The organism is Streptomyces sp. 11-1-2 (assembly GCF_003595545.1).
GTDB lineage: Bacteria > Actinomycetota > Actinomycetes > Streptomycetales > Streptomycetaceae > Streptomyces > Streptomyces hygroscopicus_B.
In genome coordinates, this window is sequence record NZ_CP022545.1 from 8,875,661 (window position 1) to 8,891,771 (window position 16,111).

General features: G+C 71.5%; 12 protein-coding genes. All 12 read left to right on the forward strand.

The features are described from left to right. Positions 1–947: 947 nt before the first annotated feature. The 12 genes from CGL27_RS38060 (at position 948) to CGL27_RS38115 (ending at position 16,107) form a co-directional block, all read left to right on the forward strand. The gene (locus CGL27_RS38060) at positions 948–1,688 is read left to right on the forward strand and encodes a TetR/AcrR family transcriptional regulator (protein ID WP_078640009.1); all 741 of its coding nucleotides are present in this window, start codon (positions 948–950) and stop codon (positions 1,686–1,688) included. A gap of 439 nt (positions 1,689–2,127) precedes the next feature. After that, positions 2,128–2,991 (forward strand): squalene synthase HpnC, encoded by an 864-nt coding sequence (gene hpnC, locus CGL27_RS38065; protein WP_119992208.1) that lies wholly within the window; start codon positions 2,128–2,130, stop codon positions 2,989–2,991. Between the two features lie 8 nt (positions 2,992–2,999). Then, the gene (hpnD, locus tag CGL27_RS38070; RefSeq protein ID WP_078647236.1) at positions 3,000–3,950 is read left to right on the forward strand and encodes a presqualene diphosphate synthase HpnD; all 951 of its coding nucleotides are present in this window, start codon (positions 3,000–3,002) and stop codon (positions 3,948–3,950) included. Next, positions 3,947–5,431 carry a hydroxysqualene dehydroxylase HpnE gene (hpnE, locus tag CGL27_RS38075; RefSeq protein WP_240450783.1) on the forward strand — a complete coding sequence of 495 codons (1,485 nt, stop codon included), beginning with the start codon at positions 3,947–3,949 and terminating at the stop codon, positions 5,429–5,431. Before hpnD ends, hpnE begins: the two co-directional genes overlap by 4 nt. Further along, positions 5,428–6,525: a polyprenyl synthetase family protein gene (locus CGL27_RS38080; RefSeq protein WP_119992209.1), complete on the forward strand. Its 1,098-nt coding sequence runs from the start codon at positions 5,428–5,430 to the stop codon at positions 6,523–6,525. Before hpnE ends, CGL27_RS38080 begins: the two co-directional genes overlap by 4 nt. A 104-nt stretch (positions 6,526–6,629) precedes the next feature. Beyond that, the gene (gene shc, locus CGL27_RS38085; RefSeq protein ID WP_078640006.1) at positions 6,630–8,576 is read left to right on the forward strand and encodes a squalene--hopene cyclase; all 1,947 of its coding nucleotides are present in this window, start codon (positions 6,630–6,632) and stop codon (positions 8,574–8,576) included. Next, the gene (locus CGL27_RS38090) at positions 8,576–9,373 is read left to right on the forward strand and encodes a 1-hydroxy-2-methyl-2-butenyl 4-diphosphate reductase (protein ID WP_119992210.1); all 798 of its coding nucleotides are present in this window, start codon (positions 8,576–8,578) and stop codon (positions 9,371–9,373) included. The genes shc and CGL27_RS38090 overlap by 1 nt, the downstream gene beginning before the upstream one ends. Next, a complete protein-coding gene (hpnH, locus tag CGL27_RS38095) occupies positions 9,324–10,349 on the forward strand; it encodes an adenosyl-hopene transferase HpnH (protein ID WP_119992211.1) in 1,026 nt (341 codons plus the stop codon). Before CGL27_RS38090 ends, hpnH begins: the two co-directional genes overlap by 50 nt. Positions 10,350–10,353: 4 nt before the next feature. Next, positions 10,354–11,520, forward strand: a complete 1,167-nt coding sequence (gene ispG / locus CGL27_RS38100; protein ID WP_119994757.1) for a flavodoxin-dependent (E)-4-hydroxy-3-methylbut-2-enyl-diphosphate synthase — start codon at positions 10,354–10,356, stop codon at positions 11,518–11,520. Between the two features lie 23 nt (positions 11,521–11,543). Next, positions 11,544–13,493: a 1-deoxy-D-xylulose-5-phosphate synthase gene (gene dxs, locus CGL27_RS38105; protein ID WP_119992212.1), complete on the forward strand. Its 1,950-nt coding sequence runs from the start codon at positions 11,544–11,546 to the stop codon at positions 13,491–13,493. Further along, positions 13,490–14,896 (forward strand): aspartate aminotransferase family protein, encoded by a 1,407-nt coding sequence (locus CGL27_RS38110; protein WP_119992213.1) that lies wholly within the window; start codon positions 13,490–13,492, stop codon positions 14,894–14,896. Before dxs ends, CGL27_RS38110 begins: the two co-directional genes overlap by 4 nt. 17 nt (positions 14,897–14,913) lie before the next feature. Continuing rightward, complete coding sequence (locus tag CGL27_RS38115; RefSeq protein WP_119992214.1) at positions 14,914–16,107, forward strand: serpin family protein; 1,194 nt, start codon at positions 14,914–14,916, stop codon at positions 16,105–16,107. The last annotated feature ends 4 nt before the right edge of the window (positions 16,108–16,111 follow it).

Consider the following 16,111-nt stretch of genomic DNA (forward strand, 5'->3'; position numbering starts at 1 on the left):
CGTCAGGAACTCGCGCGGAGTGAACTGCTGATCGAATGCGAACCGAACTGGCGTGGTAAGGAACGCGCCCGCACCGGAGTCGGGGAGCCGGGGTGAGAGATCGTTATCCACGAGGCGCGGGTGCTTTTCGGGGAAAGCGCGTCTCGGCATGATGTTGACGAGAAAACGGACGCGGTGCGGGAGGACCCGGGGGGCGAGGTCCGTGGGAACCGCCCGGTCCGGGCTTCTCGGAGCCGACCTGGTCTCATCGCGAAAGCCCGCGGCCCGGCTGCCCCATATGGGAGACAAGGGCGGTATCACTCTTGAGGTAACCACCCGTGCTTCCGCCGCATCCTATTCGTATGGGCCGGACGTGTGAGTGGATCGGCCCCGGGTGAACCACGCGGCAGTGATCCCGTGTCACCGCGACGTCTTCCGGCTGAGCCGCGGAAACCCCGGGACGGCCGAACGCCCCGGCGCCGCCGACCGGAATGCCGTGACCCGTTTTCCCTCGGTGTTCGAGGCTCTCCCGGCGGGCCGAAGTGGAAATCCACGGTGCCGACCGGTCGGTTTTCTCTCCGCTCCTGGTGGAACGGGTGGGGCGGGCCGTTTCCCCGCACCTGCCGAGGCGGGCGGGAACGCAATCTCACCTCCGCCAAGAGCGTTTACCGCATGGGTGGCACCGAGTGCGGTGATCGGCGATTCCCCGGCCGTTGCGAGAGCACTCCCGCGCTTTCTTCCCGAATGAATGTCCGACGTATGTACGGACGCTCCCCCGCGTCGTCCGCTGACCCGGACGGTGGTCGCTGAGCCAACCGGCGGGGCAACCCCACGGATCTGTGGCAGGGTCGGGGGACTAGCAGTTGAACCAGAGCCACTGTCACCGCCGCTGTTCACTAAACGGAGGCGCTGTATCGTGTGCGTGTACGCCGGGTTGTCGAGCGGCGCAGCATCAGGGAGGGGGACGCGTGTCGCCAGGGGAAGCGCACGTCGCACCGTACTCACGGCGCGAGCGCCTGCGCATCGCGACCATCCGTGAAATCAAGGACGTCGCCCGGACGCTCCTGGTTCAGGAGGGCCCGGAAAATGTGACCATCCGCGCCATCGCGCGTGAGATGGGCATGACCGCGCCGGCCGTCTACCGCTACTTCAGTAGTCGGGATGCGCTGATCCTTCAGCTGCGTGTGGACATTTTCGAGGAGATGGCCCGCTTCATGCGCGGGGTCCTCGGTCAGCACCCCGAGGAGGAGCCGGGCCGCCGGTGGATCAGCGGCGCCCGCGCGCTGCGCGTCTGGGCGATCAAGCACCCCCATGAGTTCGGGCTCATCCTCGGCCCGTGGGCCCCGGGGCTCGGCCGTGAGGAGACCAAGCCCGAGCGCCATATGAGCTGGGTCTTCGGCTCCGTCTTCTCCGATCTGGTCGCCGATCTGTGGCGGGTGCGCGGCTTCCCCGCCCCGGAGGTCGAGGAGCTCGACCCCGGGCTCGCGACCACCCTCACCGCGCTCAGCGAGGACCAGGACGTCGACATGCCCCCCGGCGCCATCGCCGTGATGCTCCGCTGCTGGGTGCGGTTGTACGGGGTGATCTCCATGGAGGCGCTCGGCCATATGTCCTTCGCGCTCTCCGAGGGTCAGCACTTCTTCGAGTTCGAGCTCCGCGATCTGTGCCGTGTGCTGGACATCGCCGAGTTCTACGAAGAGGTCGTCTGAGGCCGTCCGAAGGCCCCCGGAGACCGGCCCGGGGGCGTTCGCCGGTCACCCGCCCGGCGCCACATCGGAGGTCACATCGGGGTATCGCCCCGTACACGTGTACACCGAGAGGCGTAAGCTATGGCAATCACCGTCCGGATCATGCCGGAGCCGGGTCGTTGTCCCCTTTTCGGGGGCTAGGCGCCGGAGCCCGTTGACAAGACGGAGCGGCGTGTCCGGATCGTGCCGACCCTGGTAACCGGTGTAGAACGGGGGATGTGACGGCATTGGCTAGACGGCCCATCTCCAGCGCTCCCGCGGGGCCCGGTCGCCGGGATCCACGTGGCGTCCTGGGTCTCGCCCGTACGCCTGGCTGTCCACGGTGACCGTCGAGGACGAGCGCAGCGGGTCCCATACCACGTCGAGCAGCCGAAGCGGCGGGCAGGAAGCCGTTCGTGCCGTGCTCGACAAGGCCGCCCACGAGAACTTCCCCGTGGCCCCCTTCTTCCTTCCCCGAGCCTGGCGCACCGATCTGATGGCCGTCTACGGCTACGCCCGGCTGGTCGACGACATCGGCGACGGCGATCTGGCCCCCGGCGGCGCCGACGCCGAACTGCTCGGGCTGGACCGCGACCAGGCGGGCGACGCGTTCGCGATGCTGGACGCGTTCGAGGCCGACCTCCACCGGGTCTTCCAGCCCTTCGGAGAGCCGCGCCATCCGCTGCTGGCGGCCCTGCGCCCCACCGTCCACCGCCATGGGCTCACCCCCGAGCCCTTCCGCGGCCTCATCGAGGCCAACCGCCAGGACCAGCGGATCCGGCGGTACGCCACCTACCAGGAGCTGCTCGACTACTGCGAGCTGTCCGCCAACCCGGTCGGACGGCTCGTCCTCGGCATCACCGGCACCGCGAGCCCCGAGCGGATCCGCCACTCGGACGCCATCTGCACCGCCCTGCAGATCGTCGAGCATCTGCAGGACGTGGCCGAGGACCTCCGCAGGGACCGCGTGTATCTGCCCGCCGAGGACATGAAACGCTTCGGCGTGACCGAGGCCGACCTCGCCGCCCCCAGGGGCGGCGTACGGTTGCGCGCCCTGGTCGCGAAGGAGGCGGAACGCGCCGCTGCCCTGCTGAATGAAGGCACCCCCCTGGTGGGTAGCGTCCACGGCAGGCTCAAGGTGCTGCTCGCCGGATTCGTGGCCGGGGGGCGGGCCGCCCTGCGGGCGGTCGCGGCCGCGGGACATGACGTACTCCCTGGACCGCCCAGGCCCACCAAGCTCAGCCTGCTGCGCGAGGTGGGGGCGACACTGCGAAGAGAGGGGTGAGCCGGACCGTGAAGGGATCTCCGCACGCGTCCGCGCCAGTGCTCGCGGCGTACCGCTATTGCGAGGCCGTGACCGGGCACCAGGCCCGCAACTTCGCCTACGGCATCAGGCTGCTGCCGACGGAGAAGCGCCATGCGATGTCGGCTCTGTACGCCTTCTCCCGCCGGGTCGACGACATCGGCGACGGCCCCCTCGGCCCGGAGGCCAAGCGGGCCCGGCTGGCGGACACCCGTGCCCTGCTGGACCGGATGCGGGGCGGCGGGATCGAGGAGGACGACACCGACCCCGTCGCCGTCGCCCTCGCCCATGCCGCACACCGCTTCCCGATCCCGCTCGACGCGCTGGACGAGCTGATCGACGGCGTGCTGATGGACGTGGCCGGGCAGACCTACGAGACCTGGGACGACCTCAAGGTCTACTGCCGCTGCGTGGCGGGCGCCATCGGACGGCTGTCGCTCGGCGTCTTCGGGACCGCCCCCGGCACCGGCCACAGCGAGGACGAGCTCGAGCGCGCCCCGTACTACGCCGACACCCTCGGGCTCGCCCTGCAGCTCACCAACATCCTCCGGGACGTGCGCGAGGACGCCGCCACCGGGCGCACCTATCTGCCCGCCGACGACCTCGCCAAATTCGGCTGCGCCGACGCGTTCCGCGGCTCCACCGCACCGCCCGACGCCGACTTCACCGGCCTGGTCCACTTCGAGGTGCGCCGGGCCAGGGCGCTCTTCGCCGAGGGCTTTAGGCTGCTGCCGCTGCTGGACCGGCGCAGCGGGGCGTGTGTATCCGCGATGGCGGGCATCTACAGCAGACTCCTGGACCGGATCGCCAAGGATCCCGCGGCCGTCCTGCGCGGCCGCGTCTCGCTGCCGGGACACGAGAAGGCGTATGTGGCGGTGCGCGGGCTGGCCGGTCTTGACGCCCGCGCGGTCGAGCGCCGCGGCACCGGGAGGCCGGTGTGACCCATTCGACCCTGGGCTCCGCCCCGGCCGCCAGACACAGCCCCGCCGGGCGGAGCGCGCTGGTGATCGGCGGCGGGCTCGCCGGTACGGCGGCGGCGCTCGAGCTGGCCGACGCCGGGCTGCGGGTCACCCTGGTCGAGGGCCGCCCCCGGCTGGGCGGCCTTGCCTTCTCCTTCCACCGCTCCTCCCCGGCGGGCGAGCTGACCGTCGACAACGGCCAGCATGTCCACCTGCGCTGCTGCACCGCCTACCAGTGGTTCCTGGACCGGGTCGGCGCCGCCCGACTCGCCCCGCTCCAGGGCCGGTTGGACATCCCCGTCCTCGACGCCCAGGGGCGGAGCGGGCGGCGGCTCGGCCGGCTGCGCCGCACCGCCCTGCCGGTGCCGCTCCATCTGTCCAGGAGCCTGGCCACCTACCCCCATCTCTCCCTCGCCGAGCGCGCCCAGGTGGGCCGCGCCGCGCTCGCCCTCGGGCGGCTCGACCCCCAGGACCCGGCGCTGGACGGGGTGGACTTCGCCGGCTGGCTGCGCCGCCACGGCCAGTCGCCCCGCGCCGTCGAGGCGCTGTGGGACCTGGTCGGCGTGGCCACGCTCAACGCCACCGCGCCGAACGCCTCACTGGGCCTTGCCGCGATGGTCTTCAAGACCGGGCTGCTCTCCCGGCCCGACGCCGCCGACATCGGCTGGGCCCGCGCCCCGCTCGGCGAGCTGCACCACACCCACGCCCACCGCGCCCTGGACGCGGCGGGCGTGACGACCGAGCTGCGCACCCGGGTGACCGCCGTCGCCCGCACCCCCGAGGGCCGCTGGAGCGTGGCCATGGCCGGGCGGCCGGGGGACGAGCCACCGGCCGAGGCGGACGTGCTGGTCCTGGCCGTACCGCAGCGCGAGGCGCACGCCCTGCTGCCCGACGGCGCCCTGAAGGACCCCGGCAAGCTGCTGCGCATCGGCACCGCGCCGATCCTCAATCTGCATGTGATCTACGACCGCACGGTGCTGCGCCGCCCGTTCTTCGCCGCGATCGGCTCCCCCGTCCAGTGGGTCTTCGACCGTACGGACGCCTCGGGGCTCAGGGACGCGCCCGGGGCCGGGGACAGCCAGTACCTGGCGGTGTCGCAGTCCGCCGCGTACGACGACATCGACCGCCCGGTGGCCGAGCTGCGCGACCGCTATCTGCCCGAGCTGGAGCGGCTGCTTCCGGTCGCCCGCGGGGCAGCGGTGCGCGACTTCTTCGTCACCCGGGAGCGCACCGCCACCTTCGCCCCCGTCCCCGGCGTCGGCCTTCTGCGGCCCTCCGCCCCGACCGACGCGCCCGGCCTCTACCTGGCCGGCGCGTGGACCGCCACCGGCTGGCCCGCGACCATGGAGGGCGCCGTGCGCAGCGGTCTTTCCGCCGCCCGGGCGGCCCTCAGCCACCTCGGCCGCTCGCATGTGAACCCGCTCCCCGCCCCGGGCGGGGAGACGCCCAAGGAGGCGGCATGAGCACCACCACCAAGAACAGAGGAGAGACCGTGACCCCGGCGACCCCAGCTGTCGACACCGCAGGAGTCATGGCGTTGCTGGAGCGCGGCCGTACGCTTGCCACGCCGGTGCTGCGCGCCGCCGTGAACCGGCTGGCCCCGCCCATGGACACCGTCGCCGCCTACCACTTCGGCTGGATCGACGCCGAGGGCAACCCGGCGGAGGGCGACGGCGGCAAGGCCGTGCGCCCCGCGCTCGCCCTGCTGTCGGCCGAGGCGGCGGGCGCCGCCCCCGGGGCCGGGGTGCCCGGCGCGGTCGCGGTCGAGCTGGTGCACAACTTCTCGCTGCTCCACGACGACCTGATGGACGGGGACGAGCAGCGCCGCCACCGCGACACCGTCTGGAAGGTGCACGGCCCGGCCCAGGCCATCCTGGTCGGTGACGCCCTGTTCGCCCTGGCCAACGAGATACTGCTGGAGCTCGGCACCGCGGACGCCGGGCGGGCCACCCGCCGGCTCACCGCGGCCACCCGCAAACTCATCGACGGCCAGGCCCAGGACATCTCCTACGAGCACCGCGAGCGGGTCACCGTCGAGGAGTGCCTGGAGATGGAGGGCAACAAGACCGGCGCCCTGCTCGCCTGCGCCGCCTCCATCGGCGCCGTGCTCGGCGGCGCCGACGACCACACCGCCGACACCCTGGAGCGCTACGGCTACCACCTGGGCCTCGCCTTCCAGGCCGTCGACGATCTGCTCGGCATCTGGGGCGACCCGGAGGCGACCGGCAAGCGGACCTGGAGCGATCTGCGCCAGCGCAAGAAGTCCCTTCCCGTGGTCGCCGCGCTCGCCGCCGGCGGCCCCGACTCCGAGAGCCTCGCCCAGATCCTCGCGGCCGACGCGCACAAGCCGGAAGAGGAGTTCGCCGACTTCTCGGAGGAGGAGTTCGCCGTCCGCGCCGCGTTGATCGAGCAAGCAGGTGGCCGGGACTGGACCTCCCAGGAGGCCCGCAGACAGCATGCGACCGCCGTGGAGGCGCTGGACTCGGTGGACATGCCCGCCGAGATCCGGGCGCGGTTCGTGGCGCTCGCCGACTTCGTCGTCGTACGAGAGAGATGATCGCCATGGACCGCTAGTTCGCAGTCGCCGGCCGGCACCCAGCCGAGGTGCCGGCCGACGGAAGCCCCAAAGACGGCAGATGACCACACTGCAGAGGGGAAGCCATGACAGCGACACCGACCGTCCAACCCTCCGAGTCATCCGAGTCCAAGACCTTAAGTATCGCCCGTGAGGCGACGGCCCGTGCGGTGGAGCACCTGCTGTCCCGCCAGGACGAGCGGGGCTGGTGGAAGGGCGACCTGGAGACCAACGTCACCATGGACGCCGAGGATCTGATGCTCCGGCAGTTCCTCGGCATCCAGGACCCCGACACCCTCGACGCCGCCGCCCGCTTCCTCCGCTCCCAGCAGGGCGCCGACGGCACCTGGGCCTCCTTCCACGGCGGTCCGCCCGAGCTCTCCACCACCATCGAGGCGTATGTCGCCCTGCGGCTGGCCGGGGACGAGCCCGACGCCCCCCACATGGCCGCCGCCTCCGCCTGGGTGCGGTCCCGGGGCGGCATCGCGGCCGCCAGGGTGTTCACCCGGATCTGGCTGGCCCTCTTCGGCTGGTGGCGCTGGGAGGACCTGCCCGAGCTGCCACCGGAGATCATCTACTTCCCGAAGTGGCTGCCGCTCAACATCTACGACTTCGGCTGCTGGGCCCGGCAGACCATCGTGCCGCTGACCATCGTCTCGGCCAGACGCCCGGTGCGTCCGGCCCCCTTCCCCCTCGACGAGCTCCACACCGACCCCCGCAGACCCAACCCGCCCCGCCCGCCGGCCCCCATCGCCTCCTGGGACGGCGCCTTCCAGCGGCTGGACCGGGCCCTGCACGCCTACCACAAGGTGGCCTTCCGCCCGCTGCGCCGGGCCGCGCTGCGCTCCTGCGCCCGCTGGATCGTGGAGCGGCAGGAGAACGACGGCTGCTGGGGCGGCATCCAGCCACCCGCCGTCTACTCCGTCATCGCCCTCCATCTGGTCGGCTACGACCTCGACCACCCGGTGATGCGCGCCGGTCTGGAGTCGCTCGACCGCTTCGCGGTGTGGCGCGAGGACGGCAGCCGGATGATCGAAGCCTGTCAGTCCCCGGTCTGGGACACCTGCCTGGCCGCCATCGCGCTCGCCGACGCCGGGCTTCCCGCTGACCACCCGGCGCTGGTCAAGGCCGCCGACTGGATGCTGGCCGAGCAGATCGACCGGCCCGGCGACTGGTCGGTACGGCGGCCCGGCCTCCCCTCCGGCGGCTGGGCGTTCGAATTCCACAACGACAACTACCCCGACATCGACGACACCGCCGAGGTCGTCCTGGCGCTGCGCCGGGTCGACCACCCCGAGCCCGAGCGGATCGAGGCGGCCGTGCGGCGCGCCATGCGCTGGACCCTGGGCATGCAGTCCAAGAACGGTGCGTGGGGCGCGTTCGACGTCGACAACACCAGCCCGCTCCCCAACAAGCTGCCGTTCTGCGACTTCGGTGAGGTCGTCGACCCGCCGTCGGCCGATGTCACCGCGCATGTCGTCGAGATGCTCGCCCACGAAGGGAGGACGTACGACGCCCGCACCCGGCGCGGTATCGCCTGGCTGCTGTCCGAGCAGGAGCCGAGCGGCGCCTGGTTCGGCCGCTGGGGCACCAACTACGTCTACGGCACCGGCTCCGTCGTCCCCGCGCTGATCGCCGCGGGCGTCCCGGCCTCCCATCCGGCGGTCCGCCGGGCCGTCCGCTGGCTGGAGAGCGTCCAGAACGAGGACGGCGGCTGGGGCGAGGACCAGCGCTCCTACTTCGACGCCGAGTGGATGGGCCGGGGCGCCTCCACCGCCTCGCAGACGGCGTGGGCGCTGCTCGCGCTGCTGGCGGCGGGGGAGCGGGACGGCGCGGCCGTCGAGCGCGGGGTCACCTGGCTGACCGAGACCCAGCGGGAGGACGGCTCCTGGGACGAGCCGTACTTCACCGGCACCGGCTTCCCCTGGGACTTCTCCATCAACTACCACCTGTACCGGCAGGTCTTCCCGGTCACGGCACTAGGCCGGTATGTCCACGGCGAGCCCACCGGGGCGCGACCGCGGAGCGGCTGATGTCCGCCGACCCGGCCCCGGAGGCCGGCGGTGCTCCGCTGCTGATCGCCTGTGCGCTCGGCATCGAGCGGTTCGCCCTGCGCGGCGCAGGGCCCGGCGCAGCCGGGCCCGTGACCGTGCTGCGCACGGGCATGGGGCCGCAGGCGGCCGAGCGCGCCGTGACCCGGGCGCTGACCGGAAGGACCGGTGAGCCCGGAGAGCGGCGTGGGGTGTCCGGCGAGCCCATGGAGCGGCGCGGGGTGTCCGGCGAGCCCGGAGAGCCGCGCACCGCCGTCATCGCCACCGGCTTCTGCGCCGGACTGGCCCCCGGGATGCACCCCGGGGACCTCGTCGTCGCCGACGAGACCCGCGATCCGACGGGCCGCACCGTATGCACCGGCACCCGGATCCTCGCCGACGCCCTGTCACATCTGATCCCCGGTCCGCTCCCGGGCGGCCCCCGCCGGGCCGTGCACATCGGCCCGGTCGTGGGCTCCGGCCATGTGGTGCGCGGCGCGGAGCGGGCCGCACTGCACAGCACCGGCGCCATCGCGGTGGACATGGAGTCCGCCGCGACCCTGCGCACCGCGGTATGCCACGGCGTCCGTCCGGTTGCGGCCGTCCGGGTGGTCGTGGACGCTCCTGAACATGAACTGGTCCGTATCGGCACGCTGCGCGGTGGAATATCAGCTTTCCGGGTACTGCGGACCGTTCTTCCCGCTTTCTTTCACTGGCACCGTTCTTCGCTGCTCCCAGGAGGTGAGCTAGATGGCCATGCCTCTCCGCCAGACCATCCGGGTCGCGACGTATCTCTTTGAACAGAAGATGATCAAGCGGCGGGACAAGTTCCCGTTGATCGTCGAGCTCGAGCCGCTGTTCGCGTGCAATCTCAAGTGCGAGGGCTGCGGAAAGATCCAGCATCCGGCAGGGGTTCTCAAGCAGCGCATGCCCGTCGCCCAGGCGGTGGGCGCGGTGCTGGAGTCGGGTGCGCCGATGGTGTCCATCGCGGGCGGTGAGCCCCTGATGCATCCGCAGATCGACGAGATCGCACGGCAGCTGGTGCAGCGGAAGAAGTACGTCTTCCTGTGCACCAACGCGATGCTGCTGCGGAAGAAGATGCATCTGTTCACCCCCTCCCCGTACTTCGCCTTCGCGGTGCACATCGACGGGCTGCGGGAGCGGCACGACGAATCGGTGGCGAAGGAGGGGGTGTTCGACGAGGCGGTGGCGGCCATCAAGGAGGCCAAGCGGCGCGGCTTCCGGGTCACCACCAATTCCACGTTCTTCAATACCGACACCCCGCAGACCGTCGTCGACGTGCTCGACTTCCTCAACGACGAGCTCGAGGTGGACGAGATGATGATCTCGCCCGCCTACGCCTACGAGAAGGCGCCCGACCAGGAGCACTTCCTGGGCGTCGAGCAGACCCGCGAGCTGTTCCGCAAGGCGTTCGCCGGGGGCAACCGGCGCCGCTGGCGGCTCAACCACAGCCCGCTCTTCCTCGACTTCCTCGAGGGCAAGGCGGACTTCCCGTGCACCGCGTGGGGCATCCCGAACTACTCGCTCTTCGGCTGGCAGCGCCCCTGCTATCTGATGAGCGACGGCTATGTCCCGACCTACCGCCAGCTCGTCGAGGAGACCGACTGGGACAAGTACGGCCGCGGCAAGGACCCGCGCTGCGACAACTGCATGGCCCACTGCGGCTATGAGCCCACCGCGGTCCTGGCGACCATGGGCTCCCTCAAGGAGTCGCTGCGCGCCGCCCGGGAGACCGCCGCGGGAAGCAATGGGTGACGGGATGAGTTCAGCGCAACCGGTCGCGCTCGGCCTGCCCGCCATGCCGGGCAGGCCGCTCGCACCACGCCGGATCTCGCGCCGCCTCCAGGTCGGTCCGGTGGCCGTGGGTGGCGACGCTCCGATCTCGGTTCAGTCGATGACGACGACGGTGACGGCGGATATCGGGGCGACGCTGCAGCAGATCGCGGAGCTGACGGCGTCGGGCTGTCAGATCGTGCGGGTGGCGTGTCCGTCGCAGGATGACGCGGACGCGTTGCCGGTGATCGCGAGGAAGTCGCAGATTCCGGTGATCGCGGACATTCATTTCCAGCCGAAGTATGTGTTCGCGGCGATCGATGCCGGGTGTGCGGCGGTGCGGGTGAATCCGGGGAACATCCGGCAGTTCGACGACAAGGTCAAGGAGATCGCGAGGGCGGCGTCGGATGCGGGTGTGCCGATCCGTATCGGGGTGAACGCGGGGTCGCTGGACAAGCGGCTGCTGGAGAAGTACGGCAAGGCCACGCCGGAGGCGTTGGTGGAGTCGGCGTTGTGGGAGTGCTCGCTGTTCGAGGAGCATGGTTTCCGGGATATCAAGATCTCGGTGAAGCACAACGATCCGGTGGTGATGGTCAATGCCTACCGTCAGCTCGCGGCGCAGTGCGACTATCCGTTGCATCTGGGTGTGACGGAGGCGGGTCCGGCGTTCCAGGGGACGATCAAGTCGGCGGTGGCGTTCGGCGCGCTGCTGAGTGAGGGGATCGGGGACACGATCCGGGTCTCGCTGTCGGCGCCTCCGGCGGAGGAGGTCAAGGTCGGGATCCAGATTCTGGAGTCGTTGAATCTGCGGCAGCGGCGGTTGGAGATTGTTTCGTGTCCGTCGTGTGGGCGGGCGCAGGTGGATGTGTACAAGCTGGCGGATGAGGTGACGGCCGGTCTGGAGGGTATGGAGGTTCCGCTGCGGGTGGCGGTCATGGGGTGTGTGGTGAACGGCCCCGGTGAGGCGCGTGAGGCGGATCTGGGTGTCGCTTCGGGTAATGGCAAGGGGCAGATCTTCGTCAAGGGCGAGGTCATCAAGACCGTGCCGGAGTCGAAGATCGTGGAGACCTTGATCGACGAGGCCATGAACATCGCACGGCGCATGGAGGACGAGGGGGTCCCGTCGGGCACCCCGGACGTCACCGTGAGCTGATACACCGAGGAGGGGAACCGACCATGCCGTTGCTGGAGAACATCCGGGGCCCGCACGACCTCAAGGCGCTGACCGGTGAGGAACTGGACGTGCTCGCCCAGGAGATCAGGGAGTTCCTGATCGACGCGGTGGCCAGGACCGGAGGCCATCTGGGACCGAATCTGGGCGTGGTCGAGCTGTCCATAGCCCTGCACCGCGTCTTCGACTCGCCCGCCGATCGCATCCTGTGGGACACCGGCCACCAGTCCTACGTCCACAAACTGCTCACCGGCCGCCAGGACTTCTCCAAGCTCCGCCACAAGGGCGGACTGTCCGGCTATCCGTCACGGGCCGAATCCGAGCACGACATCATCGAGAACAGCCACGCCTCCACCGTGCTGGGCTGGGCCGACGGCCTCGCCAAGGCCAATGAGGTGCGCGGCGCCACCGACCATGTCGTCGCCGTCATCGGGGACGGGGCGCTGACCGGCGGGATGGCCTGGGAGGCGCTCAACAACATCGCCGCCGCCCGGGACCGCCCGCTGGTCATCGTCGTCAACGACAATGAGCGCTCCTACGCGCCGACCATCGGCGGGCTCGCCAACCACCTCGCCACCCTCCGCACCACCGACGGCTATGAGCGCTTCCTGGCCTGGGGCAAGGAGGTGCTGCAGCGCACCCCCGTGGTCGGCCAGCCGCTGTACGGCTCGCTGCACGGCGCCAAGAAGGGGTTCAAGGACGCCTTCGCGCCGCAGGGCATGTTCGAGGACCTCGGGCTGAAGTACGTCGGCCCCATCGACGGCCATGACACCGAGGCGGTCGAGTCGGCCCTGCGCCGCGCCAAGCGGTTCCACGGCCCGGTCCTCGTCCACTGCCTCACCGAGAAGGGCCGGGGCTACCGGCCCGCGCTGGAGGACGAGGCGGATCGTTTCCACACCGTCGCCGCGATGGACCCGCTCACCTGCGCGCCCCTCATCCCCTCCGGCGGCCGCTCATGGACCTCGGTGTTCGGGGAGGAGATGGTGCGGATCGGCGCCGAGCGGCCCGATGTGGTCGCCCTCACCGCCGCGATGCTGCACCCCGTGGGCCTCGCCGGCTTCGCCGAGGCGTATCCCGAGCGGGTGTGGGACGTCGGCATCGCCGAGCAGCACGGGGCGGTCTCGGCGGCCGGGCTCGCCACCGGCGGGCTCCACCCGGTCTTCGCCGTCTACGCCACCTTCCTCAACCGCGCCTTCGACCAACTGCTGATGGATATCGCCCTGCACCGCTGCGGGGTGACCTTCGTCCTGGACCGGGCCGGTGTCACCGGCACCGACGGGCCGAGCCACAACGGCATGTGGGACATGTCCGTCCTCCAGGTGGTGCCGGGGCTGCGGATCGCCGCCCCGCGCGACGCCGACCAGCTTCGCGCCCAGCTGCGCGAGGCGATCGACGTGGACGACGCGCCGACCGTCATCCGCTTCCCCAAGGAGTCGGTGGGGCAGCCCATCGCGGCGATCGACCGCGTCGGCGGCATGGACGTCCTGCGCCGGGGCGAGGACGTCCTCCTCGTCGCGGCCGGGGTCATGGCCACCGTCGCGCTGCGCGCCGCCGAGCTGCTGGCCGAGCGCGGCATCGGCTGCACGGTCGTGGATCCGCGCTGGGTCAAGCCCGTCGACCCCGAGCTGCCCGGACTCGCGGCGCGCCACCGGCTGGTGGCCGTCGTCGAGGACAATGTGCGCACCGGCGGAGTGGGCGCGGCGGTCGCCCAGACGCTGCGGGACGCCGAAGTCGACCTGCCGGTGCGGACGTTCGGCATCCCCGAGGAGTTCCTGGCCCATGCCAAGCGCGGTGAGGTGCTCGCCGACATCGGGCTCACCCCGGCCGAGATCGCGGGCCGGATCGGGGCGGCCCTGACCCGTATCGCGGTCCGCCCGGAGCGTGCGAGCACTTCCGCCGAGGCCCGTACCGCCGCCCGGGCCCGTACCGTCGCCGCCAAGGAGAGCCAGGCATGACAGCAGCCGAGCAGCAGCGGGGTTCGGGCTTCGACCTCGGGAAGCTGCTGGCCGAGCGCGCCTCGGAGCGGTACGACCTGCACACCCGGCATCTCAACCACCAGTTGCCCCGGATGCTGCAGACCATCGGATTCGACAAGGTCTACGAACGGGGCGAGGGCGCGTACTTCTGGGACGACGAGGGCCAGGACTACCTCGATATGCTCGCCGGCTTCGGGGTGATGGGCCTGGGCCGCCATCACCCCGTCGTCCGCAAGGCGCTGCATGACGTCCTGGACGCCGACCTGGCCGATCTGACCCGTTTCGACTGCCAGCCGCTGCCCGGTCTGCTGGCCGAGCGGCTGCTGGTCCACGCCCCGCATCTGGACCGGGTCTTCTTCGGCAACAGCGGCACCGAGGCCGTGGAGACGGCCCTGAAGTTCGCCCGCTACGCCACCCGTAAGCCACGCATCCTCTACTGCGCCCACGCCTTCCACGGGCTCACCACCGGCTCGCTGTCGGTCAACGGCGAGGACGGCTTCCGCAAGGGGTTCGCCCCGCTGCTGCCCGACACCGCCATCGAGATGGGCGATCTCGACGCGCTGGAGCGGGAGCTGGCGCGCGGAGACGTGGCGGCGTTCGTCGTGGAGCCCATCCAGGGCAAGGGGGTGCACGAGACCCCGCCCGGCTTTCTGCGCGCCGCGCAGGAGCTGCTCCACCGCCACAAGGCGCTGCTCATCGCGGACGAGGTGCAGACCGGCCTCGGCCGCACCGGGGACTTCTTCGCCTACAGCCACGAGGACGGCGTCGAACCGGATCTGGTGTGCGTGGCCAAGGCCCTCTCCGGCGGCTATGTGCCGGTCGGCGCGACCCTCGGCAAGGACTGGATCTTCAGGAAGGTCTACTCCTCGATGGACCGGGTGCTGGTCCACTCGGCCAGCTTCGGCGCCAACGCCCAGGCCATGGCGGCCGGGCTCGCCGTCCTCGCCGTCATGGAGGACGAGCAGATCGTGGCCAACGCCCGCCGCACCGGCGACCTGCTGCGCGAGCGCCTCGCCGCGCTCGTCGACCGCTACGAGCTGCTGCACGACGTCCGCGGCCGGGGGCTGATGATCGGCATCGAGTTCGGCAGACCCAGCTCACTGGGGCTGCGCGGCCGGTGGGCGATGCTGCAGACGGCGCGCAAGGGGCTGTTCGCGCAGATGGTCGTCGTCCCGCTGCTGCGGCGCCATCGCATCCTCACCCAGGTGTCCGGGGACCATCTGGAGGTCATTAAGCTGATTCCGCCGCTGATCATCGGCGAGCGGGAAGTGGACCGATTCGTCGAGGCGTTCACCGCGGTCATGGACGACGCACACCAGGGCGGCGGCCTGATGTGGGAGTTCGGCCGGACTCTCGTCAAGCAGGCGGTGGCCAACCGCTGACCGATGGGGGATCCGGCATGATCGACGCGACCGCCGTACAGGCCGTCAACACGATGACGGCGAGGTGGGCGCGGGCCGCCGTGGCGGACGAGGGCACGGTCTTCGCGGCCACCGGGGTCTGGCCGCTGCTCGCCCTGCTCGCGGGCGGCGCCGGCGGTCCGGCCCGCCAGGAGCTGGAGGACGCGCTGGGCGTCGGCGCCGACCGGGCCACGGCGCTCGGCGGCGAGCTGCTCGGGGCGCTGGACGGCATGGCCGGTGTCGACGCCGCCACCGGCCTGTGGACCCGTCAGGACCTGCCGATCCGGTCCGAGTGGGAGGCCGCGCTGCCGCCGGGCGTACGGGGTGCGCTCACCGGGGACACCGAGCACGACCGCAAGGAGCTGGACGCCTGGGCGTCCCGGTGCACCCAGGGCGCGATCACCGAGATGCCGGTGCCGCTCAGCCCCGCCACCCAGCTGGTGCTGGCCGGAGCGCTCACGGTGCGGACAGCCTGGCTGCAGCCGTTCCAGCCGGGTTGGCTGATGCCCAAGAACGGACCGTGGCAGGGCCGGTCGCTGGCCGGGCTCAGCCGGTCCGCGGACGACCTCGACGGGGTGCTGCGGGTCGTCCCCGACACCCCCGCCGGTCCGCTCACCCTCTCCGGGATCGCGGGCGGCAGCGGGCTGGATGTGCATCTGGTCCTCGGCGCCGAGGACGCACCGGGCGGCGAGGTGCTGGAGGCCGGAATCGGCGCGGTGGCCGGGCGGTACGCGGGATGGCCCGGTTCGGCGCTGCCGCCGGGCGCGGCCGGGCCCGGAGTCCAGGTCATGGAGGTCGAGAGCTGGGACCCCACTCCCCGGGTGATGCTGACCACCCCGCAGTTCACCGTAAAGGCCCGGCACGATCTGCTGCGCCGGGCCGAGCTGTTCGGGCTGCGTACCGCCCAGGACACCGCGCGCGGCCACTTCCCGGGGATCAGCCCGGCCGCGCTGGCGCTGTCCTCCGGAGAGCAGTCCATGACCGCCTCGTTCAGCGCCGAGGGCTTCTGGGCGGCGGCGGTGACCGCGTTCTCCATGGCTCCCGGGTCGGCGCCGCCGCGGCAGAAGGTGAAGCTGATCAGCGTGCGGTACGACCGGCCGTTCGGCTTCCTGGCCGTGCACCGCGCCACCGGTCTGGTGCTGACGGCGGGCTGGGTCACCGAACCCGAGGCCGGGGCCGACACCATGTGGTGAGCCG

Coding starts and splice junctions, on each gene's coding strand:
- CGL27_RS38080 (WP_119992209.1), top strand. CDS start 5,428: ATGAGCACCACCACCAAGAACAGAGGAGAGACCGTGACCCCGGCGACC.
- shc (WP_078640006.1), top strand. CDS start 6,630: ATGACAGCGACACCGACCGTCCAACCCTCCGAGTCATCCGAGTCCAAG.
- CGL27_RS38090 (WP_119992210.1), top strand. CDS start 8,576: ATGTCCGCCGACCCGGCCCCGGAGGCCGGCGGTGCTCCGCTGCTGATC.
- hpnH (WP_119992211.1), top strand. CDS start 9,324: ATGGCCATGCCTCTCCGCCAGACCATCCGGGTCGCGACGTATCTCTTT.
- ispG (WP_119994757.1), top strand. CDS start 10,354: ATGAGTTCAGCGCAACCGGTCGCGCTCGGCCTGCCCGCCATGCCGGGC.
- dxs (WP_119992212.1), top strand. CDS start 11,544: ATGCCGTTGCTGGAGAACATCCGGGGCCCGCACGACCTCAAGGCGCTG.
- CGL27_RS38110 (WP_119992213.1), top strand. CDS start 13,490: ATGACAGCAGCCGAGCAGCAGCGGGGTTCGGGCTTCGACCTCGGGAAG.
- CGL27_RS38115 (WP_119992214.1), top strand. CDS start 14,914: ATGATCGACGCGACCGCCGTACAGGCCGTCAACACGATGACGGCGAGG.